At 31.8% G+C, this 22,747-nt stretch carries 20 protein-coding genes; all 20 read right to left on the minus strand.

The features are described 5' to 3' along the window. Nucleotides 1-1,022, minus strand: a 1,022-nt coding sequence (gene recA / locus JJE11_RS02125) for a recombinase RecA (protein ID WP_291632600.1), incomplete at its 3' end; no start/stop codon positions are given. Nucleotides 1,023-1,199: 177 nt separating this feature from the next. Continuing rightward, complete coding sequence (pgsA, locus tag JJE11_RS02130; protein WP_291632601.1) at nucleotides 1,200-1,769, minus strand: CDP-diacylglycerol--glycerol-3-phosphate 3-phosphatidyltransferase; 570 nt, start codon at nucleotides 1,767-1,769, stop codon at nucleotides 1,200-1,202. Then, entirely contained in the window at nucleotides 1,753-3,090 is a 1,338-nt protein-coding gene (rimO, locus tag JJE11_RS02135) for a 30S ribosomal protein S12 methylthiotransferase RimO (protein ID WP_291632602.1), read from the minus strand. Before rimO ends, pgsA begins: the two co-directional genes overlap by 17 nt. 97 nt (nucleotides 3,091-3,187) lie before the next feature. After that, nucleotides 3,188-5,488: a DNA translocase FtsK gene (locus tag JJE11_RS02140; RefSeq protein WP_291632603.1), complete on the minus strand. Its 2,301-nt coding sequence runs from the start codon at nucleotides 5,486-5,488 to the stop codon at nucleotides 3,188-3,190. A gap of 179 nt (nucleotides 5,489-5,667) precedes the next feature. Continuing rightward, on the minus strand, nucleotides 5,668-6,375 hold the full coding sequence (locus JJE11_RS02145) for an ATP-dependent Clp protease proteolytic subunit (protein WP_291632604.1): 708 nt from the start codon (nucleotides 6,373-6,375) through the stop codon (nucleotides 5,668-5,670). Nucleotides 6,376-6,431: 56 nt separating this feature from the next. Continuing rightward, nucleotides 6,432-7,622, minus strand: coding sequence for an aspartate kinase (gene dapG, locus JJE11_RS02150; RefSeq protein ID WP_291632605.1), 1,191 nt, complete (start codon nucleotides 7,620-7,622; stop codon nucleotides 6,432-6,434). 84 nt (nucleotides 7,623-7,706) lie between these two features. Then, entirely contained in the window at nucleotides 7,707-7,982 is a 276-nt protein-coding gene (locus JJE11_RS02155; RefSeq protein WP_291632606.1) for a YlmC/YmxH family sporulation protein, read from the minus strand. A 175-nt stretch (nucleotides 7,983-8,157) separates the two neighbouring features. Continuing rightward, nucleotides 8,158-9,432, minus strand: a complete 1,275-nt coding sequence (locus JJE11_RS02160) for a pitrilysin family protein (protein ID WP_291632607.1) — start codon at nucleotides 9,430-9,432, stop codon at nucleotides 8,158-8,160. Nucleotides 9,433-9,526: 94 nt separating this feature from the next. Continuing rightward, a complete protein-coding gene (locus JJE11_RS02165) occupies nucleotides 9,527-11,650 on the minus strand; it encodes a polyribonucleotide nucleotidyltransferase (RefSeq protein ID WP_291632608.1) in 2,124 nt (707 codons plus the stop codon). 118 nt (nucleotides 11,651-11,768) lie between these two features. Beyond that, nucleotides 11,769-12,032: a 30S ribosomal protein S15 gene (gene rpsO / locus JJE11_RS02170; protein ID WP_291632609.1), complete on the minus strand. Its 264-nt coding sequence runs from the start codon at nucleotides 12,030-12,032 to the stop codon at nucleotides 11,769-11,771. Between the two features lie 131 nt (nucleotides 12,033-12,163). After that, the gene (locus tag JJE11_RS02175; RefSeq protein WP_291632610.1) at nucleotides 12,164-13,108 is read right to left on the minus strand and encodes a bifunctional riboflavin kinase/FAD synthetase; all 945 of its coding nucleotides are present in this window, start codon (nucleotides 13,106-13,108) and stop codon (nucleotides 12,164-12,166) included. Nucleotides 13,109-13,120: 12 nt separating this feature from the next. Continuing rightward, the gene (truB, locus tag JJE11_RS02180) at nucleotides 13,121-13,990 is read right to left on the minus strand and encodes a tRNA pseudouridine(55) synthase TruB (protein ID WP_291632611.1); all 870 of its coding nucleotides are present in this window, start codon (nucleotides 13,988-13,990) and stop codon (nucleotides 13,121-13,123) included. Then, on the minus strand, nucleotides 13,987-14,949 hold the full coding sequence (locus JJE11_RS02185; RefSeq protein ID WP_291632619.1) for a bifunctional oligoribonuclease/PAP phosphatase NrnA: 963 nt from the start codon (nucleotides 14,947-14,949) through the stop codon (nucleotides 13,987-13,989). The genes truB and JJE11_RS02185 overlap by 4 nt, the downstream gene beginning before the upstream one ends. Beyond that, nucleotides 14,939-15,346, minus strand: a complete 408-nt coding sequence (rbfA, locus tag JJE11_RS02190; protein WP_291632612.1) for a 30S ribosome-binding factor RbfA — start codon at nucleotides 15,344-15,346, stop codon at nucleotides 14,939-14,941. Before rbfA ends, JJE11_RS02185 begins: the two co-directional genes overlap by 11 nt. 21 nt (nucleotides 15,347-15,367) lie before the next feature. Next, nucleotides 15,368-17,443, minus strand: coding sequence for a translation initiation factor IF-2 (infB, locus tag JJE11_RS02195; protein WP_291632613.1), 2,076 nt, complete (start codon nucleotides 17,441-17,443; stop codon nucleotides 15,368-15,370). 23 nt (nucleotides 17,444-17,466) lie between these two features. Further along, the gene (locus JJE11_RS02200; protein ID WP_291632614.1) at nucleotides 17,467-17,814 is read right to left on the minus strand and encodes a ribosomal L7Ae/L30e/S12e/Gadd45 family protein; all 348 of its coding nucleotides are present in this window, start codon (nucleotides 17,812-17,814) and stop codon (nucleotides 17,467-17,469) included. Next, the gene (locus JJE11_RS02205) at nucleotides 17,807-18,091 is read right to left on the minus strand and encodes a YlxR family protein (RefSeq protein WP_291632615.1); all 285 of its coding nucleotides are present in this window, start codon (nucleotides 18,089-18,091) and stop codon (nucleotides 17,807-17,809) included. The genes JJE11_RS02200 and JJE11_RS02205 overlap by 8 nt, the downstream gene beginning before the upstream one ends. A gap of 11 nt (nucleotides 18,092-18,102) precedes the next feature. After that, on the minus strand, nucleotides 18,103-19,203 hold the full coding sequence (nusA, locus tag JJE11_RS02210) for a transcription termination factor NusA (RefSeq protein ID WP_291632616.1): 1,101 nt from the start codon (nucleotides 19,201-19,203) through the stop codon (nucleotides 18,103-18,105). Between the two features lie 13 nt (nucleotides 19,204-19,216). Beyond that, nucleotides 19,217-19,678, minus strand: a complete 462-nt coding sequence (gene rimP / locus JJE11_RS02215; RefSeq protein ID WP_291632617.1) for a ribosome maturation factor RimP — start codon at nucleotides 19,676-19,678, stop codon at nucleotides 19,217-19,219. Nucleotides 19,679-19,881: 203 nt separating this feature from the next. Further along, nucleotides 19,882-22,747 (minus strand): PolC-type DNA polymerase III (locus JJE11_RS02220; protein ID WP_291632618.1); only part of this gene is annotated, 2,866 nt, incomplete at its 5' end.

Consider the following 22,747-nt stretch of genomic DNA (forward strand, 5'->3'; position numbering starts at 1 on the left):
ACTTCTTTTTTATTATCTTCGGAATCTTTGTATAACGGCAAATTATATTTTTCTCTGATCTTAGTTTCTATTTCTAACATAACTAGAGGGTTTTCTTTAAAGTATTGCTTTGCATTTTCTCTTCCTTGCCCAAGACGTGCATCCCCATAGGAAAACCATGCACCACTTTTTTGTACAATTTCTTCCGTAACTCCTATATCTAAAACATCTCCCTCTCGAGATATGCCATGACCATACATAATATCAAATTCAGTCTTTTTAAATGGAGGCGCTACTTTATTTTTAACTATTTTTACTCTTGTTCTATTTCCCATAAATTCATCGCCTTGTTTAATTGTATCTATTTTTCTAATATCTAATCTAACCGAAGCATAAAATTTTAATGCTCTACCACCTGGAGTTACTTCTGGATTTCCAAACATTACTCCAACTTTTTCTCTTAATTGATTTATAAACACAAGAACACATTTTGACTTATTTATAGATCCAGCAAGTTTTCTTAAAGCTTGAGACATAAGTCTTGCTTGCAGTCCTACATGAGAGTCTCCCATTTCACCTTCAATTTCAGCTTTAGGCACTAATGCCGCTACTGAATCCAAAACAATAACATCAATAGCTCCTGAGCGAACTAATGCCTCCGTAATCTCTAAAGCTTGCTCACCAGTATCTGGCTGAGAAACTATTAAATCATCTATATCAATTCCTAGTGCTTTAGCATATACAGGATCTAATGCATGCTCTACATCTATAAATGCAGCAGTACCACCATTTTTCTGTGCTTGTGCAGCTATATGAAGTGCAACTGTAGTTTTACCTGAAGATTCTGGTCCAAAAATTTCAATCATTCTTCCTCTAGGTACACCGCCTATACCGAGTCCTATGTCGAGCCCTAAACAACCAGTGGAAATAGCATCTATATTTAATTTACTGTCTTCTCCAAGTTTCATTATAGAACCTTTACCGAATTGCTTTTCTATTTGACCCATCGCAATTTCTAGTGCTTTTAACTTTTCATTATTCATAAATTTCCCCTTCGGGTTCACCATCCTTTTTTAACGAACATTTGTTCTAAATTAAGTATACACCATTTGTAATGCATGGTCAATATACAAAATATAAATTCCCACTTTTTGTTTATGTTGTAATTTGTATGTAGGAACTATTCTATATAGTATTATTAACATATTCTAAAAATTTAATCACTTATCTACTCTAATTGAACCTTTGTTTTTTACAAAATAATCAACACCTGATATTATTGTAATAACCACTGCAGCACCCATAAAAACATTAGTCAATATAGCTAAGGTACTTAAAATTGGCTCTAGAACCGGATTTTTTAATGCTAAATTTAACAACAAGGCTGTAATTATAGCTACTATTTGAATAACAGTTTTTAGTTGTCCCCATTTACTAGCCGCAATTACTTTTCCTTCTGCGGCAGCTACTGTTCGAAGTCCTGAAACTGCGAATTCTCTAGCAATTATAATCATAGCTACCCAGCCTTGCACCATTTGAAGTTCCACTAATGAAACAAGAGCAGCAGTAACTAATAGTTTATCTGCTAAAGGATCCATAAACTTACCAAAATTAGTTATTTGATTTCTACTTCTAGCTATATAGCCATCTAATTTATCTGTAAGAGAAGCTAATATGAAAATAACCGTAGCCAACTCTTTTCCATATGGTATCTCTTGAACTGCCATAAATATTAAAAATATAGGCACTAAAAAAATTCTCATCATTGTAAGTTTATTCGCAAGATTCATGGCACACAACTCCTATTAAATCATATTCTAAAGTCTTAGTAACTTTTACCTTCACGAATTCTCCGATATTACAAACTAGATCTGAATCAAACAAAATAATCCCATCAACTTCTGGCGCCATTTCATAACTCCTACCAAAGTAATTTTCACCATTAAAGCCTTCCACTAAAACTTTGTAAATTTTGTTTAACTTTTTACTATTTAACTCTTTCGATATACTTTGTTGTATCAACATTAATTCTTCTTCACGTTTTACTTTTATTTCTTCATCAATTTGGTTTTTCATTTCTGCAGCGACAGTACCATCTTCCATTGAGTACTTAAATACTCCCAATTTATCAAATTTAATTTCCTTAATAAACTGTTTCAATTCTTCAAAATTCTCTTGTGTTTCTCCTGGAAATCCAACAATTAATGAAGTTCTAAGGTTTAATCCATTAATGTTTCTTCTCATCTTATTTATGTTTTCTGTTATAATATTCTTTCTTCCTTTTCTTCTCATGGATTTAAGAATATCATCACTTATATGTTGAATTGGTATATCTACATATTTGCAAACTTTATCGTTTGTTGCTATTTCACTAATAATTTCATCCGTAATTTCTTCTGCATAACAGTAAAGTACTCTAATCCATTCAATTCCACTTATTTTAGAAATTTTGCTTATCAACTTATGTAGGGTTTTTTCACCATACAAATCTATTCCATATCTAGTGGTATCTTGAGCTACTAAAATAATTTCCTTGCAGCCATGTTCACTTAAGTCCTTAGCCTCTTGTACTATGTTTTCCATCTTTCTGCTTCTATATTTTCCTCTAATATTGGGTATTGCACAATATGCACAAGCACTATCACAACCCTCAGATATTCTAACATAAGCAGAGTAGATTCCTGTAGTTAATACTCTTTTACCTTCATTAATATTTTCATCACTATAACTACAATGTTGTACTTTAATATTTTTAGAAAGCACCTCTTCTATACTATTCAATAACTTGTTATAGTCGTTAACGCCTAACATAATATCAAGTTCTGGCATTAATTCAAGAAGTTCCGCGCCATAACGCTGAGTAAGACATCCTGTTGCAATTAGTATTGAGCAATTATATTTTTCTTTGTATTTTGACATTTCTAAAATAGTATCTATTGATTCTTGTTTTGAAGATTCTATGAATCCACAAGTATTCACTAAAATTATATCTGCTAGTTTAGGATCATTTGTCATATTATATTTTTCACTTAAACTGCCTATTATAATCTCACTATCAATTCTATTTTTATCACAGCCTAAATTTACAACTCCAACTTTTAATTTTTCCACCAATTATCCTCCTACATTTGTACATATAAATTATTGTAAATGTGATTTGCAAATTAAACAAGGGTATTTGCAATTATTCTTACAGAAATTTATTGCATTAATCCTTTAATTCACTATCGCTTATTAATATTTCTCTAGGTTTGCTTCCATTTCTACCTGAAATGATTCTACGTTCCTCCATTTGTTCAATAATTCTTGCTGCTCTATTATACCCTATTTTTAGCTTACGTTGCAATAAGGAAGTGGATGCTTGACCATTTTCTACTACTATTCTAATTGCTTCATTTAATAACTCATCAATATCATCAGCCTCATCTTTATTACTCAAACTACTTTCTATTTCGTCTATTATTTCTTTTTTGTAGCTTAATTCTGTTTTCTGATTTTTTATAAAATTAACCACTCGTTCAACTTCTTCTTCTGATACAAAAGCTCCTTGTATTCTAATTGGTTTAGGCTCTCCAACCGGATAAAAGAGCATGTCACCTTTACCAAGTAATTTCTCTGCACCAGCAGAGTCCAGAATTGTTCTTGAATCTATTTGACTTGAAACTGCAAATGATATCCTTGAAGGTATATTAGCCTTTATAACACCGGTAATAACATCCACTGATGGTCTCTGCGTCGCGATTACTAAATGCATTCCCGCCGCTCTTGCCATTTGTGCAAGCCTTCCAATGTATTCTTCCACATCATTAGCACAAACCGTCATCAAATCTGCTAACTCATCAATTATAATAACAATCCAAGGTAATTTATTTTCAAGCAAGCCTTTATTAACTAATTCATTATAGCCTTCAATACTTCGCACATTATTTTCAGCGAAACTCTTGTATCTTCTTGACATCTCATTTACAGCCCAATTTAAAGCACCTGCAGATTTTTTGGGGTCTGTTACAACTGGTATCAATAGATGAGGTATACCATTATAAATATTTAATTCAACCACCTTAGGGTCAATTAATAAGAGCTTAACATCCTCTGGAGAATATTTATAAAGTAAGCTTATTATTAATGAATTTATACAAACGCTCTTACCAGAGCCTGTAGCCCCAGCTACCAGCAAATGTGGCATTTTCGTTAAATCTGAAACAACGCAATTACCTCCTATATCTTTCCCTAAACTAAAAGATAAATTTTTATTCGTAGCTGAAAATTCATTAGACTCTATTACCTCTCTTAAGTATACTGCGCTTAAATCTTTGTTTGGTACTTCTATACCAACAGCTGCCTTACCAGGTATCGGTGCTTCTATTCTTACCCCGGAGGAAGCTAAATTTAGTGCAATATCATCTGCTAAATTCACAATTTTGCTCACCTTAACACCGGCATTTGGTTGAAGCTCAAATCTTGTCACTGAAGGTCCTTTTGTAACTTGAATAACTTTTGCTTCAACTCCGAAACTACTTAATGTTTCTTGTAGCTTATTTGCATTGTTCAGTAATTCTTTTTTATCGTTTTTATTCATTTTTAAAGTAGTATTTTCATTTAATAATTCTGCAGTAGGATATTGATATTTATAATTTGGCTTTGCGCTTGCACTATTTAATTGAATTTCTTGTTCTAATTCTTGTTTGATAGAATTATTTATGTGACTTTCTTTTGATCCTCTTGCATTACTAGTCTTAATATTATTAACAGTTTCTTCTTGGTTAATCACTTCAGCATCAACTTCATTTGATTTTACAAAATCAATTATCTTAATTTTATTGCTAATAGCTTTAATGAATTTATTTTTTTCTTCATTGGGAATTGTTAATTCTTCTTGTTTATCATTAATATCTACACATAACTCTTTACTTTCATTATCCCTAGCAGTCTTTTTAATCATAAATTTTCCCTTTAGATGAATCATTGTATCACGGAGCGATATGTTTAAAATTAAAATTAAACATATAACATAAATAGCAATGAAAATTATATAACTTCCTGCAGCACCAAATAATGTATACATAGGTACATCGATTGAATAGCTTATAATACCCCCATGAAATACACTTACTGAATTGTATATCTTATTTGTTCCGTTCCAAAACTCTTCTTTAGTATAATACTTATTTAAAGATAACATTTGTATAAATAGTAATGTATTAGTTATAAAAAGTATTATTCCATAAAACTTCTTACTGAAATTTATCTTACCTTTCTTAACAATGTAACAAATCCCAATAAATATTATCAAGAACGGCGAAAGATATGCTCCCACACCTAAGATTGCAAAAAGTACGCGATTAATAAAATCGCCAATCGTACCCGATGTAGAATTGGAACTTGAAAATATATTTCCGAATATGCTAAATAAAATCAATACGCCTATTGTTATTAAAATAATTCCAAAAATCTCACTATTAGAATCTACGCTACTCACAACTTTAGATTTAGTTTTTTTTCTAGCCAAAGTAACACCTCCACCCTTAATATTTCTACAAAATATACAAATCTCCTCTAACTTTTAATAGATTTATAAATGAAATTTAAACTAACTCTCTAGAATTTTTTTTTCATATTCTATTGATCATGGTAAAAAGTCAATAAAATAGATATAAATAGGTCATAACGACCTATTTATATCTATTTTTATACTTTATCCATCATTTCATTTAATTTTGATAAGGCTTCACTAATGCCACCAACCTCATCTATCAATCCATTATCAACCGCTTGTTTTCCGATAAGTATAGTACCCATATCATTCAAAAGCTCATCAGTTTGAAGCATTAATCTATTTACAGTTTCCTTATCAATACGGGAGGTTCTAATAATAAATTCAGTTATTCTCTCTTGCATTTTATTAAAATACTCAAAAGTTTGAGGAACCCCTATTATCAGACCATTCATTCTTATAGGATGAATTATCATAGTTGCAGATGGGGAAATGAATGAATATATAGCAGCTGTTGCAAGTGGTATCCCAATTGAATGCCCTCCTCCTATTACAATTGATACAGTTGGTTTACTAAGGCTTCTAATCATCTCTGCTATTGCAAGGCCTGCTTCCACATCCCCTCCAACGGTATTTAGCACTATAAGAATACCTTTTACTTTTTCATCCCTTTCCATAGCTATTAGCTGTGGAATAACATGTTCATACTTAGTAGTTTTTGTTTGAGGAGATAACATCGTGTGTCCTTCTATTTGACCTATAATAGACAAAATTTGAATTTTATCGTCCTGTATTGGAATATTAGTTGTTCCCAGCTCTTTGATATTTTCGATCTGTTCATTTTGAGTTTCCACAACACTTTCTTTGTTCGTACTTGCTTTGTTTTTTTCAGCTTTTGACATTTGCATTCCTCCTAATCCACTTTATTTTGTGCATTAAGAGAAACTATATGCATTTTCTATCCTAATTTAAATTCCCTGTGCAGAGCATTAATTGCTTTTTCAACATATGCAGTTTCTACAAGACACCATATAGTCATATGTGAATCTGCTGTTTGCAGAACTTCAATATTTTCTCTAGTTAACGACTTAAGTATTCTCGCCATAACACCAGGTATACCTCTCATTTTCGAGCCTATAATTGAAAGTTTACTACAATCCTTCACAAAAGAATATGACATATCAAGTTCCTTTATTAAATTCTCAAATTTAATAAAATCCTTTTCGTCAATAGTAAATATTTTTTCTTTAGGAAAAACGTTTATGAGATCTATGCTTATTAGATTTACAGCTAAAATATCAAAGAGATCATCGTAGCTAGAACCCACATTTTTACAAATTTTTATTTGAACTCTATTATTCATATGTGTAATACCGGTAATAATATTTTCATATGTTTCATCTACTAAATTACTAATTACTGTACCATCACAATTGTTCATAGTATTTTTTATTACGAGTGGTATATTATATTTTCTAGATATTTCGACTGCCCTCGGGTGTATTACCTTTGCTCCTTGATCTGCAAATTGAAAGATTTCATCATAACTTATTTTTTTTATTAAGCTAGCCTCAGAAACTATTCTTGGATCAGCTGTCATAATCCCATCTACATCAGTGTATATTTGGGTCTCTACTGCATTAAGTGCCGCACCTAGTGTGGCAGCAGTAACATCACTCCCGCCTCTCCCTATAGTCGTAATATAGCCCTTTTCATCCATGCCCTGAAATCCTGCTACTACAGGAATTTTTCCCTTTTTCAGAATATCCAATATTTTTTTCGTATCCACATTGAGTATTGCTGCATTTGTATAATTAGAATCTGTAACTATACCTGCTTGTCCTCCAGTTAAAGGCACAGCATCAATACCATTATTGTTTAATTCATTACACATTATTACAGTACTTATAGTTTCACCACAACTCATTAGTAAATCTATTGCTAATGGATTTTCGACTTTAAAATTTTCATCTACCAATGATAACAATGTGTCTGTAGCGTAAGGTTCTCCTTTTCTTCCCATTGCAGATACTACCACCACTGGGAAATGTCCTTCAGCCTTTGCGTTTATTACTTTGCTTACTACAAGCTTTCTTTTTTCCCCTGTTGATACAGATGTGCCTCCAAACTTTTGCACTAATATTTTCATTTATGCCCTCCCAAATTCACCTTTGTCAAAGCTGTAATCATCTTTTTCAAAGCTGTAATCATCTTCTTCGAAGCTGAACTGTCGTTAAATATGAGATTTTTTCAAAAATTCGTTATCAACATCAATTATTATAGTTCTTGAACCTATTTTTTTAACATATTCCCAAGGTATTTCAATGATTTCATTATTGTGAAAAAAACTAAATTTAGAGCTACCTTCATTTATAATTAAAAATTTTAAAACACCATTTTCATCAATAACTACATCATTACTACCCAAATTACTATATTTATCACCATCATTTATATTGATAATTTCATATCTTTCCATTTCACTATACAGTTTTATATTATCTTCCATATAAACATCCTCCTTAACAATTCTATTAAAGAAACCTTCAAATTAATAGCAATTCAGTATGCTCGCCTATTCTAGTCGCGTCTAACCTAGCCTCGTCTATTTATTTTCATGCCACTAAAATACTATGGAATATATTAAGGAGTTATGCATAATTTTCATATACTTTCAAATAAATTTACCTATCCATAGAAACAATATTACCTTTAAAAACTTTTTTAAGCATCTCTTTTTCTTTGCCTACATAAGCAGAATTTATTATTCCGCTTTTAAAAGTCTTTTCCATTACAGCGTTTACCCTTGACATATCTATTTCATTAATTTTTCGCAGGACATCTTTAGGCGTATTTATTTTATTTAAAAACATGACAGCTCTCCCATTACTAAACATTCTACTGCTTGTGCTTTCAAGCCCTAGAATATAACTCCCCTTTAACTGTTCTTTAGCTTTGTTTAATCTTTCACTATCAATTCCTAATCTAGCAAATTTGCTTACCTCTTCTTTTATTGAATCAATAGCCACTTCTGCGTACATTGGATTTAGCCCTGCATAAATGCTTATAATACCTGTATTTTTAAACGCTGAAATATACGAATATATCGAGTAACATACACCTAATTCTTCACGAACCTTCTGAAACAATCGTGATGATGCTCCCCCACCTAATATATTGCTTAGTAATATTAAAGTATAGGTATCATCATTTCCAAGCTCTATACCAGGTATTCCAAGGCTTATATGTAGTTGTTCAATATCTTTTTTTCTAAAGTAATGGTGATTAAATATTTCAGGGCTACTATATTTAGTAATATTTTTATTTTTACAATTCCATTTACCAAAGTACTTTTGCACTAGTGATTCTATATTTTTCATGTCAAATTTACCAGATATAGATATAACTGAGTTTTCTGGTATATAGTATGAATCTATATATTCTATTAACATTTTTCTACTAAAAGATTTTACAGTATTCATTGTTCCTAAAATAGGTAACGAAATAGAATCTGTATTCCAAATTGCTTTTGTATGTAAATCTGCTAAGACATCCTCAGGCGAATCTTCACTCATATTTATTTCTTCAACAATTACGCCTTTTTCTTTTTCAATTTCATCTTCTGAAAAATTACTATTGAAAAGCATATCTGACAGAATATCAAGCGATAATTCTAAATGTGTATCTAATGCTTTTATATAAAAACACGTAGCTTCCCTTCCTGTAAATGCGTTTATTTGGCCACCCACGTCTTCGATAGCTTCGGCAATTTGTTTTGCTGTTCTACTAGGTGTTCCTTTAAAAAGCATATGCTCAATAAAATGTGATATTCCACTGCTTGTTATATCTTCATTTCTAGAACCATTTTCCACCCACAAACCTACACTAACAGAATTTACATATTCAATGTTTTCAACTACAACTCTTAATCCATTATCTAACTTAAACAAATTATACATATGCGCCTCTCCTTAATGAGAATTTATATTTACTATGTGCATATTAGGGAAATATTATTAAAAAAAATAAAAAGGCATCTAAGCCCTTCTATTATTAATTGTCTTTTTTTTCATTTTCTTTTTTTTCATTTTCACTATCTTTCATAGCATCTTTTCTTGAAAGATTTACTCTTCCTTGATTGTCTATTTCCATTACTTTTACTAATATTTCATCACCAACTGATACAATATCTTCTACTTTATTTACTCTAGCAAAATCAAGTTTAGATATATGCACTAGGCCTTCTTTATTAGGAAGTATCTCAACAAAGCATCCAAAAGCAGCTATTTTTGTTACTTTTCCTAAATATATTTCTCCTACCTTAACTGATTTAGTTAGCTCTTCTATGATTTTAACTGCTTTATTTGCACTAACGCCATCATTAGACATAATTACAATTTTACCATCATCACTAGTATCTATTTTAACACCAGTTTCTGCTATAATTCTCTTTATAGTTACTCCACCTTTACCTATTACGTCGCGAATCTTGTCAGGATCTACATTTAGTACGTACATTCTAGGAGCGTAAGGTGACATTTCACTTCTTGGTCCTTCGATACATTGATTCATTTTCGCTATTATATGAAGTCTAGCCACTTTTGCATCTATAATTGCAGTTTTAATGCAATATTTAGATAAACCATGAAGCTTTGTATCAACTTGTATAGCTGTAATACCTTTCTCAGTTCCGGCAACTTTAAAGTCCATATCACCAAAGAAATCTTCTATTCCTTGAATATCTGTTATTACTTTTTCTTTAGATAAGTCAGCGTTTGTAATTAATCCCATTGCAATACCTGCCGCCGGTCTCTTAAGTGGAACACCTGCATCTAGTAGTGCCAAAACACTTGCACTTACACTCGCTTGAGATGTTGAACCATTAGAACTTAATACTTCAGATACAACTCTAATAGCGTATGGAAATTCATCTATAGATGGTAAAAGTGGTTCTACTGCTTTTTCTGCTAAAGCTCCATGACCAATTTCACGTCTACCAGGTCCTCGCATTGGCTTAGTTTCTCCTACGCTATAAGCTGGGAAATTATAATGATGCATGTATCTTTTAGTATCTTCAACACTTATTCCGTCTAATATCTGGGCTTCTTTTAATGCTCCAAGTGTAGCAACTCCCATTACTTGAGTAAGTCCTCTTGTAAAAAGACCTGTTCCATGAGTTCTTGGAAGTACTCCTACTTCACAACTTATTGGTCTAACCTCATCAAAAGCTCTTCCATCTGGTCTTCTATTTTCATTTAGCATCATATTTCTAACTATTTCCTTTTGGATACCATATACAACTTCACCAATATCTGATTTTTTATCTGCATATTTTTCATTAAATTCATCACTTATTTTTTGTTTTATTTCATCTACTTTTACATTTCTCTCATCTTTATCCATTATGTACATTGCTGTCTTAAACATTTCAAATGAGAATTCTTTAACTTCACTTTGGAGTGTTTCATCTATTTTATCAATTTTAGGAATGATTTTCTCTTTTCCAAATTTCGCCACAGCTTCTTCTTGGAAAGCCGCAATTTTTTTACATGCTTCAAAAGCAAAGTCAATTGCGTTTATCATTACATCTTCCGGTATTTCATCTCCATTGGCTTCAATCATTGTAACATTGTCTTTTGTTGCGCAAACTGTAAGGTTCATAGAACTAGCAGTTCTCTCTTCTACAGTAGGACTCAATATGAATTTGCCATCAATTAAGCCCACTGAAACCGTTGCAACAACATCAGTAAAAGGTATACTTGATATGCATAATGCTAGTGATGCTGCGTTCATAGCAAGTATCTCAGGTGAGTTATCTTGTTCAACTGATAATACAGTACATACAATTTGCACATCATTTTTGTAACCTTTAGGAAATAGAGGCCTTAGTGGTCTATCAATACCCCTCGCTGTTAAAATCGCTCTTTCTGATGGTCTTGCTTCTCTCTTTATAAAACCACCAGGAATTTTACCAACAGAATAAAGTCTTTCTTCATATTCTACACTTAGTGGGAAAAAATCAATGCCGTCCCTTGGTTTTTCTGATGCATTTGCGTTAACCATAACTACTGTTTCTCCATAGCTCATGAATATTGCACAGTTTGATAGCATTCCAACCTTACCGTATTCAACTTTAAGATTTCTACCTGCTACAGTAGTTTCCATAATATGAATCATATATTTTCCTCCCTTCAATTTACACTAATATTATTAGTTAATATACATATTTTATTAATCTTACTGTATATATTTTTTACTATTACTTAAAATAATAGAGCGGCTAAGCCGCTCTGAATTATTTTCTTAAACCTAATTCTGCAAGAATTGAACGATATCTTTCTATATCTTGATTCTTTAAGTACCCTAACATACCTTTTCTTTGCCCAACCATCATTAATAGACCTCTTCTTGAATGGTGGTCCTTTTTATGAATTTTCAAGTGTTCAGTTAACTCTAAAATTCTTTCAGTAAGTAGTGCGATTTGAACTTCTGGAGAACCTGTATCTCCTTCATGTCTCGCATGTTTAATCATTATTTCTTGTTTTGTAACCTTTTGCATTTTACAACACCTCCGAATATAATCCCCATATTCCAAGTACACCGTTGGTTATTCGGTAAACTTAGCATAAGGTTCAAATCAATTATAACAAACTAAGACTAAATTGTAAATTATTTTTTATGTCTTAAAGCTTATTTTTCTATTTTTATCTTTAAATCATGTTCTTTTTTCCTAAAAGCATACGCTTTATCCTTTAAAAGTTGTTTTTTTAGTTCATCAATGGTATCAAATTTTACTTCATCTCTTATTCTATTTATAAAATAAATTTTAACTACTTCATCATATATTTGTTTATCAAAGTTTAAAATGTGAGTTTCCACTGATAACTTTCCACCTTGTACCGTGGGATTATACCCTATATTGGTTATAGCTTTATAAGTGTGATTATCGTATTCAACTACAGTATAGTATACCCCACCCTTAGGAATAATATATTTCTTGTTATAATTTAAATTTACAGTTGGAAATCCAATACTTCTACCAAGTTGCTTTCCCTTAATTACTTTCCCAATAGTAGTGTGAGGCCTTCCTAAAAGCTCATTTGCTTTAGTGATGTTACCCTCAGCTATGAGATGTCGTATTTTTGAGCTACTTACAATTTCATGATTAGTAGTGATAGCTTCACAAACATATAACTTATATCCTAATATACTACTATATTTTTGGAGCATTTCTACATCACCTAAATTTTTATAACCAAATCTATAATTGAAACCAACAACTATTCCCTCTGCATTATAGAAATTCACCATATTTTTTATGAATTCTTCAGGAGTTAGCTTCATAAACTCTTTATCAAAACTTACAAGATTAACAATATCAATTCCAGTATTTTCCAATAAATCTATTTTAGTGTCATTATCCATTATCAACTTTGGGCAAATTTCTTGGTTGATAATAGATAAAGGATGGTTTTCAAAAGTACAAATCATGCTTTTAGCACTATTATTCTTTGCTAATTCTACTGTTTTATTTATAAGAGACATATGTCCTAAATGGAGACCATCAAAACTTCCGAGTGCAATATATGTTGGATATTCGAGTTTTGTTTTAAAATTTTCTTTTATAACTAACATTTCAATATGCTCCTATATAAATGATTTTATTAATCTAACACCCTCTCTACTTCTATCTGCAATTCCAATAAAATCATTATTATTATTATATATACTATACATAGTATCAACCTCAAACTTACAAGTTAATGCTTTATCCTTTACTACAACACCATTTAGTAAGAACTTAACAAATCTATCCTCTATGGTAATTTTAGTATTTTTTTCGAAAATCTTTTCTATAGGCATAATAAGTTTGTTTATATTTTCATTATTTATATCCTCAATACTTATAGCATCTTCAATATGAAATTGCCCTGTAGCAGTTCTTTGTAAGTTCCACATCATACCACCACATTTTAATAGTTCTCCAATGTCATAACACAGGCTCCTAATATATGTACCCTTAGAGCATTTCACCCTAAACTTTACGTAAGGAACCTTAATGTCCATAATATCTATTCCATAAATTACTATAGGTCTTGCTTCTCTTTCTATTTCTATTCCAGCCCTTGCGAGTTCGTAAAGTTTTTTTCCATTAACTTTCAGAGCTGAGTACATAGGCGGAATTTGTTTTATTTCTCCAATAAACGAATTAATAACCTGCGTAATTTCATCATCGCCTGCAGTTACTTCATTTTCACTTAAAATCTTACCTTCTCTATCATAAGTATCTGTAGTAACTCCGAGCTTTAATTCAGCCTCATAGATTTTAAAGTCTCCCATTATATAATCAATAGCCTTTGTTGCTTTTCCTATACAAACAGGTAAAACCCCGCTAGCTTCCGGGTCTAAAGTGCCAGCGTGGCCTACTTTTTTTACATTGCTTATTTTTCTTATTCTTCGTACTACATCAAAAGAAGTAATACCTGTAGGTTTATATATATTCAATATACCCTTCATCTCATCAACTCTTTTTCTAAAATTTCCATCAATTTAACTTTAGTATCATCAAAATTAGCTTCTGCATAAAAACCTGCAGCTCTAATATGACCGCCACCTTTAAACCCTTCTGCTATTTTACTAACATCTATTAAAGATTTAGATCTTAAACTTACTTTAACACCATTTTCAGCCTCTTTTATAAGAATAGTAACTTCAACGGTATCTATTGAATCACCAAAAGTAATAACATCTGATGTATCTGTGGATGCTAACTTATATTTATCAAGCGTCTCTTTAGATATGTACATAATACAGACTTTACCATGGAGTTCAGCCGTCATATTACTAATAACCTCTCCACATAATTTTACCTTTTCAAATTTCTTATTTTCGAAAACTATTCTATGAATATTACTAAATTCTATGCCTGTATCAATAAGTTCACCTGCTATACCATGAGTTACTGCCGTGGTACTGGAATGTCTAAATGATCCAGTATCTGTAAGTAGCGAAGTGTACAAACATGTGCTTATTTCTCTGTCTAGTGGCACATGAAGAAGACCAAGCACTTCATGCACAATTTCTCCAACTGCAGAAGCTCTTGTGTCAACATAATTTAAATCTCCATATAAATCATTAGATAAATGATGATCCATATTAATTAATTCGAATTTTCGATTTTGCATGCATAAATTCGCATTAATTCTTTTAAAATCACCACAATCTAACACTATTACACACTCTGTATCATCTAATGGCTGACTTGTTTCACCATTGATTTCATTTGAGCATGGTAAAAATAGAAAAGTTTGAGGAATAACTTCTTTTGAAATTATATATACTTCCTTGTTTAATTTTCGAAGCCCAATAAGTAGAGCTAATGCGCTACCAATTGAATCACCATCTGGGGAAGTATGAAAAGTTATAGCAATTTTTTTAAATAGCTTTATTTTGTTAAGAATATCATTAATCTTCATCGCTACCATCTTTATTGCCATCTTCTTCAACTAACTCTTCTCCATTTTTTTCTTTTTCCTTTATTTGATGAAAAATATTTTCTAAATGTATTGCTCGTTCTATAGTTTCATCTATCTCTATGATAACTTGAGGAACATGCCTTAGTTTAACATGACTCCCTATTTCTTTTCTAATAAGACTAGTTGAACTTTTAAGTGCTTGAAGTGTTTCTTTTTTAGCATTTTTGTCACCAAATATGCTAACATAAATTTTCGTATAACTTAGGTCTTTTGTTGTGTCTACTTTTGTAACACTAACCATAGCACTTAATCTTGGATCCTTTATTTTGTTCTGAATTGTATTGCTTACATCCTTTTTAATTTCTTCATTTATTCTATCATTTCTATAACTAACCATACAACCCACTACTCCTTATCCTTATATTAATTTTGGTTTAACTTCTTCCATAATGAATGCTTCAAGGATGTCGCCTTCTTTAATATCATTGAATTTTTCTATACTTAATCCACATTCGTATCCAGCTGCAACCTCTTTTGCATCATCTTTAAATCTCTTTAAAGAAGCTAACGTTGATTCCGTTATTACTATTCCATTTCTAATCACTCTTATACTACTACTTCTTGTGATTTTACCGTTTAATACATAAGACCCAGCAATTGTTCCTACATTTGAAACTTTATATATTAGTCTTATTTCTACTCTACCTAAAACAACTTCTTTATATACAGGATCTAGCATACCAACCATTGCAGCTTTTATATCATCAAGAGCATCATAAATTATTCTATAAGTTTTAATTTCTACCTTCTCTTTTTCTCCGATGGTCACAGCATTATTATCTGGCCTTACATTAAATCCTATAATTATTGCATTTGAGGCAGCTGCAAGCACAACATCTGTTTCTGTTATAGCCCCAACTCCCGAATGAATAACCCTAACTTTAACATTTTCAGTAGATAACTTTTCTAATGATTGCCTTACAGCTTCTACAGACCCTGCGACATCAGCTTTAACAATCACACCAAGTTCTTTAACAGATCCTTCTTGTATTTGACTATATAAGTTTTCCATGGAAACTCTATTACTAGATTCAAAATGTTCTTCTCTTAATTTTGATTTTCTAGCTTCGGCCATAATTCTTGCAGTTTTCTCATCTTTAACTACATTAAATCTATCTCCAGCCGCTGGCACTTCAGATAATCCAAGTATTTCTACTGGTATAGACGGTCCTGCAGTGTTTATTTTATTACCCTTATCATCAAACATTGCTCTTATTCTTCCGTAAGTTGAACCAACTATTATAGAATCTCCAGTGTTTAGCGTACCATTCTGGACGAGTAGCGTCGCAAGAGGTCCTCTACCTTTGTCAAGTTTTGCTTCTATTACAGTTCCTTTTGCACTTCTACCAGCATTTGCCTTTAGCTCTAACATTTCTGCTGTTATGAGTACCATTTCTAGCAAAGTATCAATACCTTCTTTAGTATGCGCTGATACTGGAACACAAATCGTATCTCCACCCCAATCTTCTGATACAAGTCCATGTTCTGTTAATTCTTGCTTAACCTTATCTACATTAGCTCCTGGTCTATCCATCTTGTTTATAGCCACTATCATTGGCACATTAGCAGCCTTACAATGATTTATAGCTTCTTCAGTTTGTGGCATAATGCCATCATCTGCAGCCACAACAAGTATAACTATATCTGTTATTTGAGCACCTCTTGATCTCATCGCTGTAAACGCTTCATGACCAGGTGTATCTAAAAATGTAATTTTTTCTCCATTAATATTAACAGTATATGCACCTATATGTTGCGTAATTCCTCCAGCTTCTGTTTCTGTAACCTTAGATTTTCTAATACAATCAAGCAGTGAAGTCTTACCATGGTCAACGTGACCCATAACTGTAACAACAGCTGGTTTTTTATCAGTGTCCATTTCCACTTCACCGTCTTCAACTTCTTCATCGTCAGCTATTTTGCCTTCCTCATCTTCCTTGAGTACTGCAAGTGCACCATATTTCTCTATTACCTTTTCAGCTGTAGCAAAATCAATTTCTTGGTTCATTCCAGCCATAACTCCTATGAAAATAAGTTGTTTTATAACTTCAACTGAAGGTCTCTTTAGTGTGTCAGCTAAATCTTTAACTGTAATAGTACTTTTTATAACTACAACTTCATCATCTATTGCTTCAACACTATTATTTCCACTTCCTAATTCGTCTCTACCTTTTCTACCTCTTTTTCTAATAACAACCTTGTTAGCATCCTCATTAGCTAAGTTTTCATAATGTTCTACTGTTTCATTTTTATCATCTTTAAGTCCTGAATTTTCATCACTATAAAGTTCCTTTATTAACTCAGCATCCTCTTCCTCAATCACACTCATATGATTCTTGGCCTTTATACTAAACTCTTCGAATAGTACATTTATTAATTCTTTACTTGTCACTTCTAACTCTTTTGCTAATTCATATATTCTGACTTTTGCCAAATCATTCACCCCCGAAATTTAATTTACTCATCATTTACATCATTTTCGCCATTTACAGTATTTATATTATTTTCATTCCATAAACTCAATAGCTTATTGCTCATTTTTTTATCATTTACACACAAAACATTAATTACTTCTCTGCCTAGGCTCTTACCTAAAGTCTCATTAGATACTCCTTCTATAAGAGGTATACCCTTTTTACTTGCTAATCTTTTAAATTTATCCTTAGTATTTGTTGAGCTCTCTTCTGACAAAATTATAAGGGTTCCTCTTCCATGTGAGAGCGCATCTTCACATTGGTTATAACCTTCAATAAGTTTGCCTGCCTTTTTAGTTAAACCTAAAAATTGAAAAAATTTATTATTCATGATTAACCTCGTCAGCAAGGTCTATCTCGCCTTTTAGTATACCAGAAATTTCTTCACTTATTTTTCCGCCTAAATTCCGCTCTAATCTTTTTGTTTTAAAAGATTTTTCAAAGCATTCTATGTTCTTACAAATATATGCACCTCTACCTGGCTTTTTCCCTGTTAAATCTATAGATATTTCGCCTTCTTTACTACGAACTATACGCAATAATTCTTTTTTACATTTCATTTCCATGCAACCTGTACACATGCGCTGAGGTATTTTTTTAACTTTCATAAAGATATCACCTACTCTTCAGTAATGGTTTCAATTACTTTATTTTCAACAATTTCACATTCTTCCATCTTATATTGGGCCTGAGTTCTGCTTTTGATGTCAATTTTCCAACCTGTGAGTCTTGCTGCCAATCTAACATTTTGACCTTCTTTTCCAATAGCTAAAGATAATTGATTATCTTCCACTATTACCTTTGCAGATTTAGAAGCTTCTTCAACCACTACATCCAATACCTTTGCAGGACTTAAAGCGTTTGAAATATACTCTTCAGATTTCTTGCTCCACTTAATGATATCAATTTTCTCATTTCTTAATTCATTAACTATATTCTGAACTCTAGTACCTTTGGGTCCAACACAAGCTCCCATAGCATCAACATTCTCATCATTTGAGTATACTGCGATCTTAGTTCTTGATCCTGCTTCTCTTGAAATACTTTTTATTTCAACGATTCCGCCAAAAACTTCTGGTACCTCTAGTTCAAATAACCGTTTTACAAGACCTGGATGAGTTCTTGATACTCCTATTTGAGCACCTTTAGTAGTATTTTTAACCTCAACAATATATAGTTTTAATTTTTCATTAAAATTATATTCCTCGCCGGGCATTTGCTCATTTGCTCCAAGCACAGCTTCAATTTTCCCTAAATCTATAAACACATTTCCTCTATCTTTTCTTATAACACTGCCTGTAATTATATCAAATTCTTTGGTTATAAATTCGTTGTAGATGATATTTCTTTCTGCTTCTTTTATTCTTTGAATAACCACTTGTTTTGCAGATTGCGCGGCTATTCTTCCAAATTTTCTTGGAGTAACTTCAATATCAACGATATCATCAATTTGATATTTAGGACTATATTCTTTAGCTTCTTCTAGTGATATTTCAGTAACATCCTCAACTACTTCTTCTACAACTGTTTTTTGTCCATATACATGTATTTCACCTGTTTCTCTATTCATTGTTACTTTTACATTTTGGCTATTATTAGATAAATAATTTTTCTTATATGCCGCAACTAATGCATCTTCAATAGTTTGAAAAAGCAAATCTTCACTGATTCCTTTTTGGTCTACAATTTCTCTCAATGCTTCAATAAATTCCTGATTCATTTTAACTTCCTCCTTACAGCACTGGTTTCAAACTCACACTGGAAATATTTTCTTTAGGAACAGATATATTATTCCCATCATATTGAATTTCTATTTGCATATCAGAAAATCCTAATAAATTGCCCTCAAGTTTTTTCTTTCCCTCATATAGACTATTCAAATTAACTAGAACATTCTGGTCTATGTATTTTTCCAGATGACTATCATCATATAAAATTCTCTCAATTCCTGGAGACGAGACTTCTAAACAGTAACTGTCAGTTATCGGGTCTTCTACATCTAATATTTCACTAGTGGCTCTACTTATTTTTTCACAATCTTCTAAAGATATTCCATTAGAACTATCTATATAAATTCTCAGAAAATTTTCTCCTGCTTCTTTTACATACTCTAAATGGTATAATTCGCAATTGTTTTTTTCTATTATTGGCTGAGTTATTTTTCTAAGTTTTTGCAACAAGGTATTATTTTTCATTTAACACCCTCCTTTTACTAATATTTTATACATTTATTAACATAATTAATCATATTATTATAATTAAAACGCAACCATGAGTTGCGTTTCAATAAATAGAGAGTAGGACTGGCCTACTCTCTTGCAATAAAGTTATCACCGATAACTACTATATACCATTCTATCATATAAAATTTGCTATTTCAAGGGTTAATTGCATTTCCCTAAAAAAACGACAGTTGGTTTGTCTCAGGGAGCCCTTTCAAGCATCCATGATTATCTAATGACTGAATAACAGTTTTGGAAATTTTACATCGAATTCTCAAATCTTCTTTTGATATGAACTCACCTTGAGGCCTTGACAAAACAATGCTTTTAGCAGCATTTTCACCTACACCTTCAAGACCACTTAACGGAGGTCTTATTGAATCATTCTCAACTTTAAATCTAACTGCCTCAGACTCATAAAGATCTACATTTAATAATTTTATCCCTCTTTTATACATTTCATAAGATAACTCAAGTGCTGTGAGAAGACCTTTTTCTTTCATACCTATATCTTTACCCAGAGCTGTTAGCTCATCAATTTTAGCTTTTATAGCACTCTCACCTTTTACAATTAAATTTGCATCAAAGTCATCTGCTCTTATAGTAAAGAATGTAGAATAGTATTCTTTTGGATAATAAACCTTATAATATGCTATTCTAACAGCCATCATTACATATGCAACTGCATGGCCTTTAGGAAACATATACTTAATCTTTTTACATGAGCCGATATACCAATCTGGCACATCATGTTCCCTCATTACTTGCTCATCATCTTCTGTGAGTCCCTTACCTTTTCTTACTTTTTCCATTATAGTAAAAGCAGTCTTAGGTGGTAGTTCTTTTTGCATTAGATAAACCATTATATCATCTCTTGTAGAAATACAATCTTTAAGTGTCGTAAATCCTTCTTTAATATAATATTGTGCATTATTAATCCAAACATCTGTACCATGAGATAGTCCAGAAATTCTAACTAGGTCCGAAAAAGATTTAGGCTGAGTGTCTAAAAGCATTTGTCTAACAAATTTTGTACCAAACTCTGGTACGCCGTAACTTCCAACTTCACAACCCAATTCTTTAATGGTGAGTCCAAGGGCCGCAGGTGACGTAAATAAACTTATGACCTTATCATCAGAAAGTGGAATAGTTATAGGGTCGAGTCCTGTTAAATCTTGAAGCATCCTAAGCATTGTAGGATCATCATGCCCAAGTATATCAAGTTTTAGTAGCCTACCACTTATGGAATGATAATCAAAATGCGTTGTAATAATATCTGAATTTGGATCATCAGCAGGGTGTTGCACTGGACAAAAATTATATATTTCATTATCACTTGGGACAACCATTATCCCACCCGGATGTTGACCTGATGTCCTCTTAACACCAGTACATCCAAGGACTAGCCTATCTATTTCAGCTTGTGGAACCATAATATTTTTTTCACCTAAATATTTTTTTACATAACCATAAGCAGTTTTGTCAGCAATTGTTCCAATTGTGCCTGCCTTAAAAGTATGTCCCTTACCAAACAATACCTCTGTATACCTATGTATATCTGCTTGATTGTCACCTGAAAAATTCAAATCTATATCAGGCTCTTTATCTCCTTCAAATCCCAAAAAAGTTTCAAATGGAATATCATGGCCATCTTTCACATATAGCGTACCACAACTTGGACACACTTTATCAGGTAAATCAGCACCTGAACCAATAGATCCATCTAAAAAGAATTCACTCTTTTTGCAATTCGGACATACATAATGAGGTGGTAAACCATTAACTTCTGTTATATTAGACATGTTAGCTGCAAAAGAAGATCCAACTGAGCCCCTCGATCCTACTAAATAACCATCAGCAAGTGACTTTGCTACTAATTTTTCAGCTATTAAGTAAAGTACAGCATATCCATTATTTATAATAGAGTTTAATTCCTTATTCAATCTTTTTTCAACTACCTCAGGTAATACCTCTCCATATATAGAGTGAACCTTATCCATTGTCATTTTCCGAATTTCTTCTTCTGCACCTGGTATTTTAGGTGTAAACGTCCCATCAGGTATTGGTTTTATAACCTCTATCATATCTGCTATTTTATTTGGGTTATAAATTACAACTTCTCTGCATTTTTTATCACCTAAGTATATAAACTCTTTTAACATTTCTGTAGTGGTTTTAAAATATAGTGGAGGTTGATCATCGGCATCCGAAAAACCTTTACCAGCCATTAATATTTTCCTGAAAACTTCATCAGAAGGATCTAAAAAATGTACATCCCCTGTAGCCACTACTGGCAAATTATTTTTTTCTCCCAAATTACATATTTTTCTATTAATATCCATTAATTCATTTTCATCTTTTACAGTACCATTTTTAATCATAAATTTATTGTTTAGAAGAGGTTGTATTTCTAAGTAATCATAGAATCCTATGATTTTTTTAAGTTCTTCTTCAGATTTCCCTTGAAGCACGCTCTTATACACTTGCCCAGCTTCGCAGGCAGAACCAACTATAAGACCCTCTCTATATTTTTCTACTAAGGTTTTAGGAAGCCTTGGTCTTCTATGAAAATGTTCTAAATTAGAAAATGAAATAAGCTTATACAAGTTTTTAAGTCCTACGAGATTCTTAACTAAAATAATCACATGATAGGTATTTGCTTTTTTCACATTAAAGTCACCTAAAAATTCTTTATTTAAAGTATCTAAATCTAAGATATTCTTTTCTTTAAGTAGCCCAAAACAATGTAATAATATTTCCGCAGTAGCTTTAGCATCATCAACAGCTCTATGATGATTTTCAAGAGTTATGCCTAAGTGCTTAGCTACTACATTTAGCTTAAATGTTTTAAGCTCTGTGAGTAAATACTTAGCTAAAGGAATTGTATCCAAAATTGCATTTCCAAACTTCAAATTCAGCCTCTCTGAATTTTTCTTGATAAAAGATGCATCAAATTCAGCATTATGGGCTACAACCACACTACCACTTGCAAAGTCTAAAAACTTAGGAAGTATTTCCTCAATAGATCCAGCACCTGCCACC

Origin of the sequence: Clostridium sp., assembly GCF_016650095.1 — a bacterium.
Classification (GTDB): Bacteria; Bacillota; Clostridia; order Clostridiales; family Clostridiaceae; genus Clostridium_AD.